At 49.6% G+C, this 17,135-nt stretch carries 13 protein-coding genes; 9 read left to right on the top strand and 4 right to left on the bottom strand.

Translation table 11 applies throughout. The features are described 5' to 3' along the window. The first annotated feature begins 22 nt into the window (after positions 1-22). From ACYZZ0_RS15875 to ACYZZ0_RS15850, 6 genes are all read left to right on the top strand, one after another. A complete protein-coding gene (locus tag ACYZZ0_RS15875; RefSeq protein ID WP_461537681.1) occupies positions 23-811 on the top strand; it encodes an SDR family NAD(P)-dependent oxidoreductase in 789 nt (262 codons plus the stop codon). A gap of 137 nt (positions 812-948) precedes the next feature. Next, the gene (locus tag ACYZZ0_RS15870; RefSeq protein WP_461537622.1) at positions 949-2,673 is read left to right on the top strand and encodes a sensor histidine kinase; all 1,725 of its coding nucleotides are present in this window, start codon (positions 949-951) and stop codon (positions 2,671-2,673) included. Between the two features lie 46 nt (positions 2,674-2,719). Then, on the top strand, positions 2,720-4,117 hold the full coding sequence (locus ACYZZ0_RS15865) for a sigma-54-dependent transcriptional regulator (RefSeq protein WP_461537621.1): 1,398 nt from the start codon (positions 2,720-2,722) through the stop codon (positions 4,115-4,117). After that, positions 4,114-5,397, top strand: a complete 1,284-nt coding sequence (locus tag ACYZZ0_RS15860; protein ID WP_461537620.1) for an ABC transporter substrate-binding protein — start codon at positions 4,114-4,116, stop codon at positions 5,395-5,397. Before ACYZZ0_RS15865 ends, ACYZZ0_RS15860 begins: the two co-directional genes overlap by 4 nt. A gap of 222 nt (positions 5,398-5,619) precedes the next feature. Continuing rightward, positions 5,620-6,996, top strand: coding sequence for a xanthine/uracil/vitamin C permease (locus ACYZZ0_RS15855; RefSeq protein WP_461537619.1), 1,377 nt, complete (start codon positions 5,620-5,622; stop codon positions 6,994-6,996). A 137-nt stretch (positions 6,997-7,133) separates the two neighbouring features. Then, positions 7,134-8,750, top strand: coding sequence for an acyl-CoA synthetase (locus ACYZZ0_RS15850; RefSeq protein ID WP_461537680.1), 1,617 nt, complete (start codon positions 7,134-7,136; stop codon positions 8,748-8,750). A gap of 751 nt (positions 8,751-9,501) precedes the next feature. Here ACYZZ0_RS15850 and ACYZZ0_RS15845 read toward each other — a convergent pair. After that, positions 9,502-9,861 (bottom strand): hypothetical protein, encoded by a 360-nt coding sequence (locus ACYZZ0_RS15845; RefSeq protein ID WP_461537618.1) that lies wholly within the window; start codon positions 9,859-9,861, stop codon positions 9,502-9,504. On the opposite strand from ACYZZ0_RS15845, the gene uhpC reads away from it, so the two are divergent. Further along, positions 9,852-11,174, top strand: a complete 1,323-nt coding sequence (gene uhpC, locus ACYZZ0_RS15840) for an MFS transporter family glucose-6-phosphate receptor UhpC (RefSeq protein ID WP_461537679.1) — start codon at positions 9,852-9,854, stop codon at positions 11,172-11,174. The genes ACYZZ0_RS15845 and uhpC overlap by 10 nt on opposite strands. Before the next feature lie 48 nt (positions 11,175-11,222). Here the strand turns inward: uhpC and ACYZZ0_RS15835 are convergent, their stop codons facing one another. Further along, positions 11,223-12,455, bottom strand: coding sequence for a threonine/serine exporter family protein (locus tag ACYZZ0_RS15835; RefSeq protein WP_461537617.1), 1,233 nt, complete (start codon positions 12,453-12,455; stop codon positions 11,223-11,225). A 271-nt stretch (positions 12,456-12,726) separates the two neighbouring features. Between ACYZZ0_RS15835 and ACYZZ0_RS15830 the strand changes: the two genes are divergently transcribed. Beyond that, complete coding sequence (locus ACYZZ0_RS15830) at positions 12,727-13,536, top strand: enoyl-CoA hydratase/isomerase family protein (protein ID WP_461537616.1); 810 nt, start codon at positions 12,727-12,729, stop codon at positions 13,534-13,536. Between the two features lie 75 nt (positions 13,537-13,611). On the opposite strand, the gene ACYZZ0_RS15825 is transcribed toward ACYZZ0_RS15830, so the two are convergent. Then, positions 13,612-14,325: a hypothetical protein gene (locus tag ACYZZ0_RS15825; RefSeq protein ID WP_461537615.1), complete on the bottom strand. Its 714-nt coding sequence runs from the start codon at positions 14,323-14,325 to the stop codon at positions 13,612-13,614. 157 nt (positions 14,326-14,482) lie between these two features. Beyond that, on the bottom strand, positions 14,483-15,364 hold the full coding sequence (locus tag ACYZZ0_RS15820; protein ID WP_461537614.1) for a helix-turn-helix domain-containing protein: 882 nt from the start codon (positions 15,362-15,364) through the stop codon (positions 14,483-14,485). A 217-nt stretch (positions 15,365-15,581) separates the two neighbouring features. Here ACYZZ0_RS15820 and ACYZZ0_RS15815 point away from each other — a divergent pair, with 217 nt between their 5' ends. Next, a complete protein-coding gene (locus tag ACYZZ0_RS15815; protein WP_461537613.1) occupies positions 15,582-17,084 on the top strand; it encodes a CoA-acylating methylmalonate-semialdehyde dehydrogenase in 1,503 nt (500 codons plus the stop codon). Positions 17,085-17,135: the final 51 nt, after the last annotated feature.

The raw sequence follows: 17,135 nt of genomic DNA, 5'->3' as shown, positions 1-17,135 counted from the left end.
AACAAAAACAAGAGGTTCAGTGATGCAGTTGAATGACAAGGTTGCCATTGTTACCGGTGGAGCCTCGGGTCTGGGCCGTGCGACCTGCACGCAGCTGGCTGACCAGGGTGTAAAGCTGGCTATCTTTGATCTGGATGAAAAAGCTGCCAAGCAGGCGGCTGCCGAACTGAGTGAAACACTGGGTTCGGACAAGGTCACCTACGCTCTGGTCAATGTAGTTGATGAAGAATCTGTCGCATCCGGTGTCAGCCATGTGCTGGAGACCTTTGGTGCGATTCACATGTTGGTGAACTGTGCCGGTATTGCTCCGGCAGGCAAGGTGCTGAACCGTGACGGTGATGCACTGGCGCTGAGTGCTTTCAGCCAGGTGATCAACGTCAATCTGATCGGCTCTTTCAATGTCGCCCGACTGGCTGCTGAAGCCATGGCTAAAAATGAGCCTATGGGTGAAGCCGGCGAGCGTGGCGTTATTATCAATACTGCTTCCGTTGCTGCCTATGAAGGCCAGATGGGACAGGCTGCCTATGCGGCCAGTAAGGGCGGTATTGTAGGTATGACCCTGCCAATGGCCCGTGATCTGGCCAAATTGGGCATTCGGGTGAACACTGTAGCTCCGGGCATTATGGGAACCCCAATGCTGCTGAGCATGCCGGAAAAGGTTCAGGAAGGTCTGGTTGCCGGTATTCAGTTCCCGAAGCGTCTGGGCCTGCCTTCCGAGTTTGGTGATCTGGTTGCTCACATCTGCAGCAATGCCTACATCAATGGCGAGACCATTCGTCTGGATGGCGGTATCCGCATGCAGCCGCGCTGATAGTTTCTGTCTGCAAGAAAACAAACCCTGTAATGCAGCTCTGCAATACAGGGTTTTGTATTTTAAGCGTCAGTTTTTGCTTATCGCATTTGGTATAGTGGCGACAGTTGGTTCCATCGCCAGGTTTGAATAATAAAGTGGAACGCAGTATTTCATTTTCGTCGTTTACTCCCAAGCGCCGTATCCGGTTCTGGGAGAACAGTATTGTTCGGCGCTACTTTCTGATTTCCCTGCTGGTGGCACTGGTTCCTCTGGTTATTGCCATCTTTTTGTATGACCGCCTGACAAGTCAGCTACAGGATAATATTGTCAGCCAGCGCTACCGGTTTCAGCTGGAGCAGGTCAGGACGGAAATGATTAACCGGCTGCAGCATCATCAGCGTGCGCTTAAAGCCATAGCCTCATTACCGGATATCGAACAGCTGGTCAGCACCGGCTCAGAATTGTCACTACCGGCGGGCACCCTGAACCTGATCTATTTCGATATCGATCAGCCCGAGATATACGGTGCCCTGTTTTTTGACCGGGACTGGCAACTACAACGAGCAATTCCAGGTCAGAGCGCCAGTGGTTCCCCCTATTGGGGACAGGGTGAATTTTCCCTGCAGAACTTACCCCGCAGCCGTTTGGGAAGTGACTGGTTGATTGGCCCTCAACCGCCGAAAAGAGGGCTCTCCGGTTGGTATCTGATTGCCCGACCCTTGCCTGCAGCTGATCCGTTTGGCCCTTCACCCGGTTATGTTGCTTTTCAACTGCGGCTTGCCAGTCTGACAACAGCTCTCTCCGAGCTGAACAGCACTGAACATACCGGCTGCTTTGCGGTTGCAGTACATCAATGTTTTAACCAGCTGGGAAAGAATATTGCTCCGATCCAGCAACCTGTAGCCCAGTTACCCGTGATCAATAACTGGCGGATTTCGATGCTGCCGGACTCAGATGTGGCAGATGTATGGATTGATGATCCCCGCTGGCTTTATCTGGTGCTGGGTGCCATGGCACTGTTGCTGGTATTACTGTTCTTTATCGTACTGGTACACCGTGCTCGCCAGCGGCTTGAACCGCTGATTCAGGGAGCTGATGCCATTGCCAGAGGAGAGTGGGCTCACAGAATAGAACCTTTCGGCCATGATGAAGTCACCCAGTTAACGGTGTCGTTCAATAAGATGGCCGATCAGCTCGACGAGCTGATGGCATCGAAAGTAAAAATGGAAAGAAAAGCGGTGCAGGGTGATTTTGCGACCGGTGTCGCACATGAAATCCGTAATCCACTGGCAACCATTAAAGTTTGTATTCAAAGTCTCGCGATACCGTCTGGGCAGACTGATGCCGCAGAGTTGAAGCAGCTGATGCTGGAAGAAATTGACCGGATTAATCAGCTGATTCAGAACCTGCTCAATTACTCCAGGCCACCGGAACCTGAAATCCGTGAGATCAATGTCCGGCAATTGCTTGAGCGGGTAGTAAAACTGTTACGGCCGCTGGCAGCAGAGAAAAATGTTGCATTGGAGTATCATGCCGGGGAGCCGGTACGGTTGAGTATCGACCCGGAACAGATTCAGCAGATTCTGATGAATCTGGTACTGAATGCGATTGAGGCTATTGAGTCAAAAGCGACAGAAGGCAGCATTCTGCTTCAGTGTGAACAGCAGCAAGAGCTGGTAAACATCAGTGTAAAAGACAACGGTCCGGGTATTCCTGAGGGTTCCCTGCAGCAGGTACTGGACCCGTTCTATACCACAAAAACGACAGGAACCGGGCTGGGCCTGGCGATATCTGCCCAGCTGGCAAGCCTGAACGGGGGCAGGCTGGATCTGGAGAGCGAGCCCGGACTGGGAACAACGGCCAGTTTAACCTTTGGTTGATGCTGTAAGCCGGCGTTCCAAAAATAATAACGAGAAGGTGACCAAGGTGGTTGAGGTAGTTGAGGCTAAAAGCAAACCCGTCCTTCTGATTGTTGATGATGAAAAGCGACTGGTACGCTCACTGGAAATAGCGCTGGCCAGTAACAGCTATGACATTGTCACCGCACATACTGCAGCAGAAGGTATTGATCAGGCCATGGCCGTACGGCCGGAAGTGATTCTGCTGGATCTTCGGCTGCCGGACAGTGATGAACTGGAGCCATTAAACCGTCTGAAAATCATGTTGCCGGAAAGCCGCATTCTGATGATGTCGGCTCATGGTGATATTCGTATTGCTGTAGAAGCGGTTAAACAGGGCGCCTACGACTTTATCACCAAGCCGTTTGATGTGATGGCAGTCAAATCGCGTATCGGCCCATGGCTTCAGGATACTGGGGAGGCGGAGCCAGTTACAGCAAGCCGCTTTGTCGGCTCCAGTCCGGCTTTAACCGGTTTGATGGAACAGGTCTCCATGGTGGCCCGCAGTCCGGCGCGAAACATTCTTCTCAAAGGTCCTTCCGGTACCGGTAAAACAGCGATTGCCCGGGAAATTCATCAGCAGAGCAGCGCTGCAAATGCCCCCTTTGTTGAGGTGAACTGCGCAGCATTGCCAGAGTCCTTACTGGAAGCCGAGCTTTTTGGTGCTGAAAAGGGTGCCTACACCGGTGCACATAAACGACGTAAAGGTCTTATTGAGCAGGCTGATGGCGGCACATTGTTTCTGGATGAAATAGGTGAGCTCAGTCTTCCAATGCAGGCCAAGTTGCTGACTTTTCTGGAGAGCTATCGCTATCGTCCGGTTGGCAGCGAAAAGGAACTGGAAGCAGACTTACGCGTTATTGCAGCAACCAACAAGGATTTGCATGCAGCTTCGGAAAGCGGTGATTTCCGTTCAGATCTTTATTACCGGCTGACGATTATGCCGGTCAATCTGCCACCACTGGCAGAGCGGCTGGAAGATGTTCCCGCATTACTGGATTACTTCGCAACCCGCATTGCGTCAAAACAGGGAACCGAGCCGGTCAGTTTCAGTGAAGATGTACTGGATATCCTGCAGCAGTTTCAATGGCCGGGTAATATTCGTGAGCTGAAAAACACGGTTGAGCGTTTGTCTGTACTCTATCCGGGCCAGTTGGTAACGGTAGATAAATTACCACCGGAAATTCAGGGTGTTGAGTCAGAATCTGCGGTAGAACAGCAGGCATGCAGCATGAGTGAGTTTCATGATGAAACCGGCAGTGGTTTACCTGAATCCATGGATGAGTATCTGGCATCCGCTGAAAAAGCGATCATTCTGAAAGCACTGGAAAAAACCGGTGGTCACAAGAGCAAGGCCGCTGAATTGCTGCATATATCCCGCCATGCATTTAAACGGCGGTTGCAGAAGCTGGGCATTGATACATGAAACCCCTGCTTCTTTCATTGGCTCTGTCACTTCTTTTTACCGTGTCAGCGACCAGAGCCGAGGAGCTGGTGTTTGGCGCTTCAGAGGCTGAGGCTGAGCTGCGGGTGGGATGTCTTTACCCTCTGACCGGCGCTGCAGCCTTGTGGGGCCGGGATGCGGCTGCCGGTATTGAAATGGCGCTGGATCATGTGAATAAAAGTTATCCACAGGTGCCGCGTATACGGGTGTATATAGCGGATACCATGGGTAAGCAGTACCGCTCAAGGGAGATCGTTCAGCAATTGCTGCAGCAGCGTAAAGTAGATGTGCTGTGTGGTGTTGTTAACTCAAATATTGCGTTGGAAACATCCCGGCTGGCAAGAGAGCATCAAACTCTGTTTCTGGGTGCCGGCCACAGTACCTCTCGGGTATCCGAGGAAGAACTTCATCCCTGGTATTTTCATCTCAACAATGATGCCCAGCAGTCAATGTATGTTGGAGCGCTTTATCTGAAAGAGCTGCAACAGAAAGAAGATTGGAAAACCATTGCCTATATCGGTCCGGACTATGAGTACGGCCACCAGATCTGGCAGCAGCTGATAAAGAGCCTTGATCGTCTGGGAGTTAAATATAAGGTCATAGATGAATACTACAGTCTGCTGAATGAAACGGACTATGCCGCCTATATCGAAGCCCTTTCAAAAAATCCGCCCGATATTCTGGTGAATGGTCACTGGACCCGGGATCTGGTGCGCTTTATAGAGCAGGCGAATAATGCACGACTGTTTGAGAAAACCCAGTTTGTGAATTTTGATACCGGCGGTGGCTACTTTGTGCTGGATCGCCTGAAAGATGTGTTACCTGAAAATCTGGTGCTATCAGGACGGCATCATGTGAACTGGCCACGCACTGACAGAAATATGGCTTATGTTGCTGAATTTGAGCGGCGTAATAAACGCCTGCCGACTTTTGTGGCGCAGGGTGCCTATACGGTTTTTATTGCGCTGGCAGAAGCATGGCAGCAGGCACCAAAGAAAGATATGGCCTCTATTCGACAGACGCTTGAGGGATTGAAGTTATCTCTGCCAGAAGACCCCGAAGGATTTCAGTCGTGGATAAATGCTGAAACCCATCAGATTATGCAGGTACAGGCTATAGGGAGAACCAGGGCTGTACTCTCAGATGAAGATGCTGCTCATAGTCTGGTTCGTAACATCAGATTAAATAACTGGTCTGTCTATTACCCTTCCGATCTTACTACTAGAAAGTTACTGAATGGGCGCGAAACGCGCGCAGACTGAGCGATTTGCGATCAGTTTTATGAGCGAAAATCGCTCGCTTCTGGTGTAAATCAATACAGCTATTTTCGCTTTTTTATTGATAAACCCCGTTATATAAGCACTTTCTGATAATTGGCACTGTGCTTGCTAAACAGTCGTTGCAGACATAAGCAACCATGAGCCAGCAAGCTTTCATTCAGAACTTTCTGGCCTGGTACAAAAATAAAAACGATTGGAAGTACTATGTCGGTAATCAAGCGAAAGCACGGTGAGGAACAACCTTACTGGAGCGCTGGTCCTTTTCACGTTCGCCTGCCTTTTATTCACTATCGCTGGGAGTGGGCTGAAGCCATCCAGGGCATGATCATGTTCGTGGTCGGCATGGCGATGATCCCTTTGTTGGAAAAATACCTTGGCCTGCCATACGACGTAGCACTGGCTTACGTTGTTGTGTGTGGTATCGGCTTTATGCTGCCTAACCTGCTGGGTGTACCGCTGGTGCCCGGCTGGATAACACCTGCGATTCCTGTTGTTCTTCTGTTTCTGGGTGACTTCGAACCTGGCCCGGAAGCAATCAGAGCTCTGGTTGGCCTGCAGCTGATTGTCACCTTTATCTTTTTCTTCCTCGGTGTAACCCGCCTTGGCAGCAAGATGGTAGATCTTTTCCCGGATTCCATGAAAGCGGGCATCCTGATTGGTGCCGGTATTGCTGCCCTGACCGGTGAAATCAGTGAAGGCGGACGAGTTGCCAATACCCCGATCTCTTTGACGATCGGCTTTCTGGTAACTGCCTATGTATTGTTCTCACTGTCATTTAAAGACGTGATTGCCAAGAGCAAGATTCTTACCATTATCGCCGGCTACGGTATGGTACCGGGCACTCTGGTTGCCATGGGTATTGGCTGGGCTTTCAATGAATATCCGCTGCCGGATATCCAGTGGGGCTTCTCTGCACCGGCCTTTGGCGAAATGATTGACTACCTGCCATTTACTGTCGGCATGCCTTCAATGGATATGCTGATACTGGCCATTCCTACGGCAGTTATCGCCTACATTATCGCTTTCGGTGATATCGTAGTTGGCAAGAGCCTGCTGGATCGTGTTGACCATCTGCGTCCGGATGAAAAAATCGATCTGGATGTTGACCGTCTGCACCTGGTTACCGGTATCCGTAACCTGATTCACTCCTTCTTTGCTCCTTATCCTGGTCTGGCCGGGCCGATGTTTACCGGCGCCATGGCGACCATTGCCGAGCGGTACCGTCAGGGTCGCAACGCTATGGACAGCATCTACAGTGGCGCCGGTATCTTCTGGATCGTAGGCTTTATTGCACTGTTTGTGCTGCCGCTGATCACTCTGTTCAAACCTGTTCTTCCGATTGCCCTGTCTATCACTCTGCTGATTACCGGTTACCTGTGTATCAGTGTGGGTGTTGAGCAGGTCAAGAATGCCACCCAGATGGGTGTGGCTGGCACCATGGGCGTTATCCTCGCAGTTTACGGTGCGGGATACGGTCTGCTGGCCGGTGTTGTGCTCTACCTTTTGATCGAATGGCGTGGCAAGAATGCCAAGGCCAGTGATTTCGCAGACGAAGAACCTATCGAAGTGGTTGAAAGCTAAGCCTTTTAAAGCCAGGCCTTGGAAAATTAAGGCCGCTGGAAACTGATAGTTGAGGCTGGTCGTGTTATTAGTAAAAGAAAACACGACCAGCTGGCTGTGAGCTGTAATCTGCAGTAAAGGGAATAATAACAATGATAATGCATAATATTTACGACATTGGTCTGGACAAGAACGAAGCGAACTACACCAGTATGACGCCGATTTCGTTCCTGTACCGTGCAGCCCAGGTGCACCCCAACCGTACCGCTACCATCCACGGTGATGTTCACCGTAGCTGGAAAGAAACCAAAGAGCGTTGCGTCAAGCTGGCTTCTGCCCTGAAGGCGCATGGCATTGGTGAAGGTTGCACTGTTTCTGTGGTAGCGCCAAACCTGCCGGAAATGTTTGAAGCCCACTTCGGTGTGCCCATGTCAGGTGCGGTATTGAATGCCATCAATACCCGGCTGGATGCTGAAGCGATTGCCTTTATCCTTCAGCATGCCGAAAGCAAAGTTGTTATTGTTGATAAAGAGTTCAGCAAACTGGTCAAGAAAGCCCTGAAGATGGTGGCTCACCGTCCACTGGTTATCGCGATTGATGATCCGCTGTACCAGGAAGGGGAGCTGATTAGTGACCTGACTTATGAAGATTTCCTCGAAAAGGGTAACAGCAGCGAACAGCTGGAAATGCCGGCTGATGAATGGAATGCCATTTCCCTGAACTACACCTCCGGTACCACCGGCAACCCCAAAGGTGTTGTCTACCATCATCGCGGTGCCTACCTGAACGCTGTCAGTAATGTATTGTCATGGGATATGGGAAAGCATCCCGTATACCTTTGGACACTGCCCATGTTCCATTGTAATGGCTGGTGTTTCCCCTGGTCGATTGCGGCGACCGCCGGGGTCAGCGTCAGCCTCCGCCATGTCCGGGCTGACGCGATTTATTCGCTGATCAAAGAGCACAAGGTCGATCACTTCTGTGGTGCGCCGATTGTGCTGAATATGCTCAATAATGCTGATGATGAGCTGAAAGCAGGCATTAGCCACAATATCAAGGTTATGACTGCTGGTGCTGCGCCGCCTGCCTCTGTAATCGGTGGTATGGAAGCGATGGGCATCGAAGTGACCCATACCTACGGCCTGACTGAAACCTATGGTCCCTGCGTAGTCTGCGACTGGCAGGAAGAATGGGCGGATCTGGATCTGGAGCAGAAGGCGCGCAAGAAGGCCCGTCAGGGTATTCAGGCACCGATGCAGGGCGGCATGATGGTCGCTGATCCGGAAACCCTCGAGCCGGTGCCGCAGGATGGTGAAACCATGGGTGAAATCTTCCTGCGCGGTAACGTGGTAATGAAGGGCTACCTGAAGAACCCGACTACCACTGATCAGTCCATGGCTGACGGCTGGTTCCGTACCGGTGACTTGGCGGTATGGCATGAAGACAGCTATGTCGAAATCAAGGACCGTTCCAAGGACATCATTATTTCCGGTGGTGAAAATATCTCCAGTATTGAAGTGGAAGATGTGCTGTATCGTCATCACGATGTTGAAGAAGTGGCCGTTATTGCCATGCCGGATGAGACCTGGGGTGAAGTCCCCTGTGCCTTTATCAAGTTGAAGGACGGTGCCAAAGAAGACGAAGCAGCGATGATCAGCTTCTGCCGTGACCAGATGGCCCACTTCAAGGCGCCGAAGAAAATTGTGTTTATGGATCTGCCAAAAACATCAACCGGCAAGATTCAGAAGTTTGTGCTGAGAAAGGAGTTCGATTAACAGCAAACCAGTTTTTAGTTGGGAGAGAGCATTTGCTGTTTCCCGACTAAAAAGCGCGAGAGTGTGTGTGAGTGATTGTGGTTTGTAAAAACCATTTTTCGTAGATGAGTGCCTGCGCTTGCCAGGTCCGGACGGCCCCCCCCGTCCCATGACCTGGCTTTTTTATTGTTGAAAAAAGGTACTGTTGGTTATTGCTCAAGCTCGGACGGGTCGAATATAAATTGCTGATATTCAACAGGTACATCTCCCTCATTAAAATAACAGTACACCTCAACACTGTGATGAATTTCTCCTTCAATGTAATGAATGATATCAGGGTTATAAATCTTTCTTGAAACACTCTGCCCCTCCATCATGATTGCGACATCGGTAACAAAAGCAGGTTCGTTGTACGCTACATCAGGTTCATCTGCAGCAGGAAATATATAGAGCTCCACACCAGAGTTGAGTTTGAGATAACCTGGAACTTCTTGGGATACAGGTTGATATTGGCTCTGGCGTTTAATTACTTCGTCAAGAATCCATTGATATGTTTGCTCAAGGGCGAAAATGCAGTCTTGTACCGTAACTGCATGCAGCTTGGATACAGAAAATAAAAAAACAAAGAGAAAAACAGACTTGTTAATGAGTCTTTTTTTTCATGGATATAGAGCTTTAAAACTGTTTCAGAGCAATATCGTAGTCGATGAATGATATGTTTGCCCAAAGGTTACCCTGACAGAAGGAGGCAGTCTTTGGAGTATATGTGTGATCAAAGCGTCTTTCTCGAAGAGGAAATTATATTGGCAAGTATCATCTCCGCCAGAATCGACATAAAGATAATAAATGCCTGTGCTCCGACCAGGGGCAGATTCACAAAAATATTATGGCCGACGGCCTGATTTGGCTCGATATAAGCCTTGCTTCCCAGCACCAGTAGACAATAACGGACCAGTCCATGACCTAATTTTTTAGGCTCCTGAACTCCAAAAGCCTTTTTCTGTATTTTATTCAGTGCATCACCTGCTTGTCCTAACCAATAAGTACTCAATAAGTTGAACGAAAAAATAATTATTGCATCTAATGCGCATAAATATTGTTTTGGGCGGTGAGGTGTTTTTGATGGGGACATCAAAAGTATTATTAAATACTCATCTGAATCAAGGATATATAGATAAACAATATCAGTATTGGCGGCTGCATGTTTTTATTGGAATCTATATTGGCTATGTAGCGTATTACATTACACGCAAGTCTTTCACATATGTAACACCTGCCTTAATTCAGGATCTAGGTTTTGATAAAGCTGATATTGGATTAATAGGAACACTTTTTTATTTCATTTATGGTCTCAGTAAGTTCGTCAGTGGCCTTTTGAGCGATCATGCTAACCCACGCTATTTTATGGCAATCGGCCTTTTTATTACAGGTGTTCTAAATATTCTGCTGGGCTTGAGTGCTTCATTAATTGTTTTTGCTGCGATTTGGTCGATAAGTGCTTTCTTTCAGGGCTGGGGCTGGCCGCCTTGTTCAAAAGTGCTTAATTGCTGGTATTCACGCACTGAAAGGGGCTTTTGGTGGGGGCTATGGAACACCACTCAAAGCGTCGGCGGTACTATTGCTCCCGTCTTTCTGGGGTGGCTGGTTATGATTTTAAGCTGGCAGTATGGTTTGGGAGCCGCCGGCTTGCTGGCCATACTGGTGTCTTTTTTTATTGTATATCGGGTGCGGGACAAGCCGGAAACCATGGGACTGCCAACTGTCGGGCAGTGGCGAAATGATCAGCAGGAAATTGCTCATGAGCAGGAAGGGCTGGGGCTGAGCAATAAGGAAATTCTGCTGCAGTATGTGCTTAACAACAAAATGCTCTGGCTGTTGGGGCTGGCCTACATACTGGTATTTATCGTCAAAACGGCAATCAGTGACTGGGGCAACCTTTATCTGATTGAGACCCATGGCTACTCACTACTGGAAGCAAATTCTGCGCTGTCAGCCTCGGAGATTGGAGGCTTGATTGGCTGCCTTGTAGCCGGGTGGGGTTCGGATTGGTGGTTTCAGGGTAACCGTGGCCCCATGAACAGCATTTTTGCTATTGGGGTCTGTATTGCGGTTTTTGGACTCTGGATGATACCGGATGCCGGTTTTATCGCCCAGATAGCCCTGTTTTTTATCTTCGGCTTCTTTATCTATGGCCCTCATATGCTGATCGGGATTGCGGCAATTGAGTGTTCACATAAAAGCGCAGCAGGAGCATCCAACGGTTTTGTCAGTCTGTTTGCGTACGTTGGAGCTGCTATTTCCGGTTATCCTGTTGCTCTGATCATGGAGAGCTATGGCTGGAACGGTTTTTTTGTCACGCTCGCTACTTGCTCTGTCATTGTTATCGCTTTGTTTATTCCATTTATTGTATCCAGAGGAAAGTTCGGATTTACGCGCAGCACATGAAGGTTGATCTATATGAAAACACCCTGGCATTTGCCAGGGTGTTAAAGATTAGAGAGTTTTTCGTGACGGGAAAATAATGTTGGCAAATATCATCCCCGCCAAAATCGACATAAAGATAATAAATGCCTGTGCGCCAAGCTGGGGCAGGTTTGCAAAAACATCATGGCTGATAGCCTGATTCAATCCGATATAAGCCTTGCTTCCCGGAACCAGCAGTACAATACCGTGTAGTAAGACCACCATTGACGGTGCATTGGCGATTCTGGAGTAGGCATTGCTATAGATCCCGACCAGCAGGGCTCCGACAAATGGCCCGACACTGTCACCCAGATAAGCAGCTCCCATCACACTGCCGGCGTAGGCTATCAGTGCGGAAAGTACACCCCAGGGAATATCTCGCAACCGGTTTTTGAAGACGACAATCAATGTCAGCGACAGCAATGGTACGGCCAGCCAGATACTCCAGTCCGGAATGGGGACCTGTGGACCAACCAGTGCTTTTGGCTCCCAGATTAATTCCCCGAGAGCTCTGCCCAGCACCGATCCGAAGTACAGCTTGCACAGGCACATCAAACTATCCATCAGACGGTTGGTACCTGACAACAAATGTCGTGCGGCAAGATCCTTGAGCGCCATAGTGATCGAAAGACCGGGGATAAAGACAATGATCCCTGACAGGACGACCAGGGGTACTTTTATTCCGGGAACATAATGAGCGACAAAAGAAGCAAAAAGTGCAGATGCTGTCGCCGCCAATGCTTCAAGTGCTTCACCGTACTGACTGTTCTGTTCCGCTATATACAGGATGCCAAAAACCAGCAGACCGGTAAGGCTGGACACAATAATATTGGCCCAGCTTAATCCGACCAGCATGGCAAAGGCACCGCTGGTCACAATAAAGGCCAGCATGGTTGTGTATATATTGTAGGGGGCAGGTCGGGTATTTATTTCTTCCAGCCGGGCAATGGCCTCATCGACATCACAGCTTCCTGATGTCACTTCATCGACTAACTGATCAGCCAGTGCCAGTGCGCCCAGGTCCAGATCACCGGGTTTTACCCGGATATGGTAATTGTGTTTCTTCTTGTCCGGGTCTTCATTTGACCACAGCACAATAGTCTGCAGGGTCGGACTGACCATGAACTCACCTTCCATGCCGAGACTCTGGCAGACATTGGCCAGATGAGCTTCCAGTCGAAAGGCGGGGGTACCAAATTTATGCAGAGCCTTGCCGAGCTGAAGAACGAAGTTTCTCCGCTGGCTATAATTTTTTCGATCCATCCAGGTGTCCGGGTCAGAAGACGCTAGCAGAGAATGTCGCCCCCTCTTGAATCTAAAACAGCGACATTCTGATGAATAAAAACGGTGGATGATTGAACCGTCACGTTGGGCGGCATGTTATCGCAGTACAACCCTTTTGGTTACAGGGATTTACTGCATTTTTAAGGGGACTTTCAGCAGCAATTTCCCATCATCGGAAAATACATGACGGGGATAAATTCCCTGCTACCTTGATTAGCTGAAGAATCAACAAAAAGCAGGAAATTATCTAATGTCGGTTCAGTTAAAAAGTGATAATTGCTGGGTATCTATTGATCGTGTAGATGATGTCGCAATTGTGTATCTTGACCGCAAAGATGGTCGCCGCAATGCATTAAACGACAAGTTTCATCAGGAAATCGGAGATGCCTGGCATCGGCTTGGAAAAGATGAAACGTTAAGAGCGGTTGTGGTAACCGGTAAACGTGGCTGGTTCTGTGCCGGAGGTGATCTGGACTGGCTTAGTGCCGAGCATAGTCCCGATAATGTTCCCCTGATTAAAGCTACGCTGGCCTTCACTCGAAACCTGACCGGACTAAAAAAGCTGCATGTACCCGTTATTGCGGCGATTAACGGTGGCGCTGTAGGCGCAGGATTTTCACTGGCTCTGGCCTGTGACATGCGAATCACCAGCGCTGACAGTATTTTCTGTACCCGCATGATGGATGTAGGGTTAGGCCCGGGAGTGGGTTTATTGCAGGCCATGAATGCAATGATTGGTTCGGCCAAGTCATTTGAGTTGATGGCATTGGCTGAAGAGTTTTCCGGGCAGAAAGCGCTGGAGCAAGGGCTTGTAAATGCTGTTGTCGAACCGGATCAGGTTCTGAACAAGGCCATTGAGATTGCTCAAAGGCTGGCCGCAAAACCTGCCATTGCAATGGTGCCTTTTATCAATACATTCCGGGCACTGAATGTCGGTCAGAGCGATCTGTCGCATGTGGCGGAAGCTTATCAGCAGTGTTTGAGCTACTACAGTGATGAATACTTTGATGCGATTGAAAATGTGCGCAACACCAAAGTGAAAAGCTCAGCGGTAAAATAGCGCGTCCAGTGTACGGGTTCGGAAAAGTGAGGCTCTCATCCTTTTGAAAGCCTCACTTCTGCTATTCACTCAAAATTATGAGCAATAGTTTTTAATATCGCTGGTGGATTCAATTTCCACAGTAGCGCCTGCCTTTATCACAAACTCACTCAGACCTACTTCAGAATCCGGGTTGCCCCAGTCATAGGTATAGCCCAGGCGGGTCCAGGGGTAGCCATTGGTGCCGTATGAGGATTCTTTCAGATCATTGATCCACTTCTTGTGACTTTCGCTGACTTCCATACCGGCAGAAACCGGGAAGTTCAGCTCAGCTTCGTGGTCGCTGACTGAAGGGTCAGGACTGGGACGGAACATATCCTGTGGTGAAACCCACAGCTGAACAAAGCGGGTTTTACCACCATTGGGCGGCAGTCCCATTAACTGTTCCAGTCGCAGTGACTTATCAGCGTCGCTGGAAGTGAGATCCTTGCAGAATGCCTGAAGCTGGGGAGCAACGGTGACCCAGACATCACGAGACAGCGTCATTGAGTCGTTAACTTTCTTGTCGTAACCATTCCAGCCGGTCCAGGTTACAGCCAGCAGCTTTTCCTTTGATGCCTCTTTCCAGACCAGGTTTTTGTTGGTGCGGGAGATGGCTGTCAGATCAAAGGAGATCTCATCAGGTTCTGCCGTCTTGGCATCTTCTACTGCTGCCTGATACGCCTTGTTCAGGCTGTCAGTAGTTGCTGCAACTGATGAAATGGAGATAAGTGCGACGGGTAGTGCACATAGAAGGGCGCGATATCTCATGTTCAAACGATCCTATGTTTGAAGTAAGACCGCTAAATGCGGAATTGTTTTTGTTGTGAGAGCGAAGGATTGTGAGTGCTATTACCTGCTCAATCAAGCATTAGTAAAGGATTCTTGTTGGCTTTTGGTTAAGCACCTGACGAAAGGCCTGATCTTATTAGCCCTTGTTCTGTTTTCGATACAGCGTTGGAGAACTCCCAACGGTTTTACGAAACTGGCGCGAGAAATAAAGCGGATCGTCGTATCCCAGCTTGCTGCTGATTTCACTGATGGATAGTTGACTGCTGTCCAGCATTTCACAGGCCCGTTCCATTTTCATGTGGATAAAATGGCGAATCGGTGAATATCCTGTCAGCTGCTTGTACTTAGTGGCAAAGTGATATTTTGAAAGGTTAACGCTGGCCGCCAGTGTATCCAGATCCAGGCTGCTGCTGAGATTGGCGAGCATCAGCCCGTGAATGGCATCGAGATTGAAGTTATGGCGCGTGATAGCTGTCGTGTTTTTTACTTCAAGCGAGAGGTAGCACAACATTTGTCGCACCAGACTGGCACCATAAATAAAAATATTATGACTGTAACCACTGTGGCGCAGGCTCAGCAGTCGTTTAAAGTCAGCCATAAAGGAAGGCTGCAGACCAAGCTGAACAACCGGTTGTTCCGGAGTGTAATCCAGATCTTCAAGCAGCCTTTCCGACTGTAGCCCGGCAAAGTGCATCCAGTAGATTGTCCATGGCTGACGGGTATCGGCCCGGTAACGATGACTGGAGCCCTTTGGTAGCAATAGCAAGTCGCCCGCTGTTATCTCTCCGGAAAATGAGTTTGTGGTGACATGACCTTTCCCTTCCGCGCAGTAAATCAACAAGTTGTCATCATGCTGTTGGCGCTGCATCCAGTGTCCGTTGGCACGAGGGTAGTACCCGCAGGCAACGGGATAGCACGCCCTTGATAATGGGTTATTCGCAAGATGCTCCAGCATAAAGCGAGGGGTAACATAACGAACGGCGCCAAAGGTTAAAGGCCACTGTGATGGCTGGCTCATAATGCGGTACTGCCTTACTTTTTTTTCTGCTACTTGTTCCTGCTAGCAGGGATTATTTTTGGCTTTGTCGCAATATAGTCCATATTCACCGCAAGATCGTCAATCGGGCAATTGTGAATCAGCGTGCTAGGATGAGGGCGTCTTGAAAATAAAAACAACAAACACAACAAATGCGACGTTAGTCTTTAATGATGTATCGTTGCCGAGGTATCGCATTATGGTGCAACAAGTTCCTCTGTTCCTTGATGGTGAGTTCGTCACCAGTGAAAGCTCTCAGAAAATGCCTGTAACCAACCCTGCATCCCAGGAGTTGTTGGCAGAAGTTCCTTACGCCACTGAAGCTGAAGTTGAAAAAGCGATTGCCAGTGCCAAGGAAGCGTTCAAGACCTGGCGCAATGTAGCGACCCCTGAACGTGCCCGTCTGATGATGCGCTATGCCGTGCTGTTGAAAGAACATCACGACGAGCTGGGTGAACTGCTGGCCAAGGATACCGGCAAGACTTTTGAGGATGCCAAGGGCGACGTATGGCGTGGCATTGAAGTGGTTGAACAGGCTGCCAATATTCCGGCACTGATGATGGGTGAAACTGTCGAAAATGTTGCCGGTGGCATTGATACCTACAGCTACATTCAACCGCTGGGTGTTTGTGTCGGTATTACCCCGTTCAACTTCCCGGCCATGATTCCGCTGTGGATGTACCCGATGGCGATTGCCTGCGGTAACACGTTCATTATCAAGCCTTCCGAGCAGGATCCGCTGACACCGGTTCGCCTGATTGAACTGTTTGTTCAAGCCGGTGCTCCGAAAGGCGTGCTGCAGATGATTCACGGTGGCAAAGAACAGGTTGATATGCTGCTGAACCACCCGGAAACCAAAGCAGTTTCCTTCGTGGGTTCTGTGCCGGTCGGTGAATACATCTACAAGACTTCCACCGCCAATATGAAGCGCGCCCAGTGTTTCGCCGGTGCCAAAAACCATTCTGTGATTATGCCGGATGCAGACCCGACCAAGGTTGTGAATAACCTGGTGGGTGCTTCTGTCGGTGCTGCCGGTCAGCGTTGCATGGCGATCAGCGTGGCGGTGTTTGTCGGTGACAGCAAGAATATTATCCCTGAACTGAAAGAGTCCATGTCTAAAGTGCGCCCCGGTGCCTGGGATGATGCTGAAGCCGGTTATGGCCCGCTGATCAGCAAGGCGGCCCATGAGCGTGTAATTGGCTTTATCCAGAAGGGTAAGGAAGAGGGTGCAACCTGTCTGCTGGACGGTTCTGACTGCACTGTTCCCGGCCTGCCGGATGGTAACTGGGTAGGTCCGACCCTGTTTACCGATGTAACCCCTGAAATGTCTATCTATCAGGAAGAAATCTTTGGCCCGGTACTGTGCTGTATCTGTGTCGATACTCTGGAAGAGGCGATCGAACTGGTTAACAGCAGTCCGTATGGTAACGGTACTTCTATCTTCACCGAATCCGGTGGTGCGGCTCGCAAGTACCAGCATGAAGTGGAAGTGGGTCAGGTCGGTATCAACATTCCGATTCCGGTACCGCTGCCGTTCTTCTCCTTCACTGGCTGGAAAGGTTCCTTTATGGGTGACCTCCATGCTTATGGCAAGCAGGCGGTTCGTTTCTACTCTGAAACCAAAACCATCACTGCCCGCTGGAACTACAGTGAACCCTGTGACACCAGCAAGCAGCCCAACCTGACTATTCATCTCAAGTAAGTCATCTCAATCAAGTGCGGTGCGTCACAGAGTCCATTTTTTGACTCTGTG

The organism is Spongorhabdus nitratireducens (assembly GCA_947387575.1).
Classification (GTDB): domain Bacteria; phylum Pseudomonadota; class Gammaproteobacteria; order Pseudomonadales; family Endozoicomonadaceae; genus CANDOC01.
This window is presented reverse-complemented; position numbering and strand designations above follow the sequence as displayed.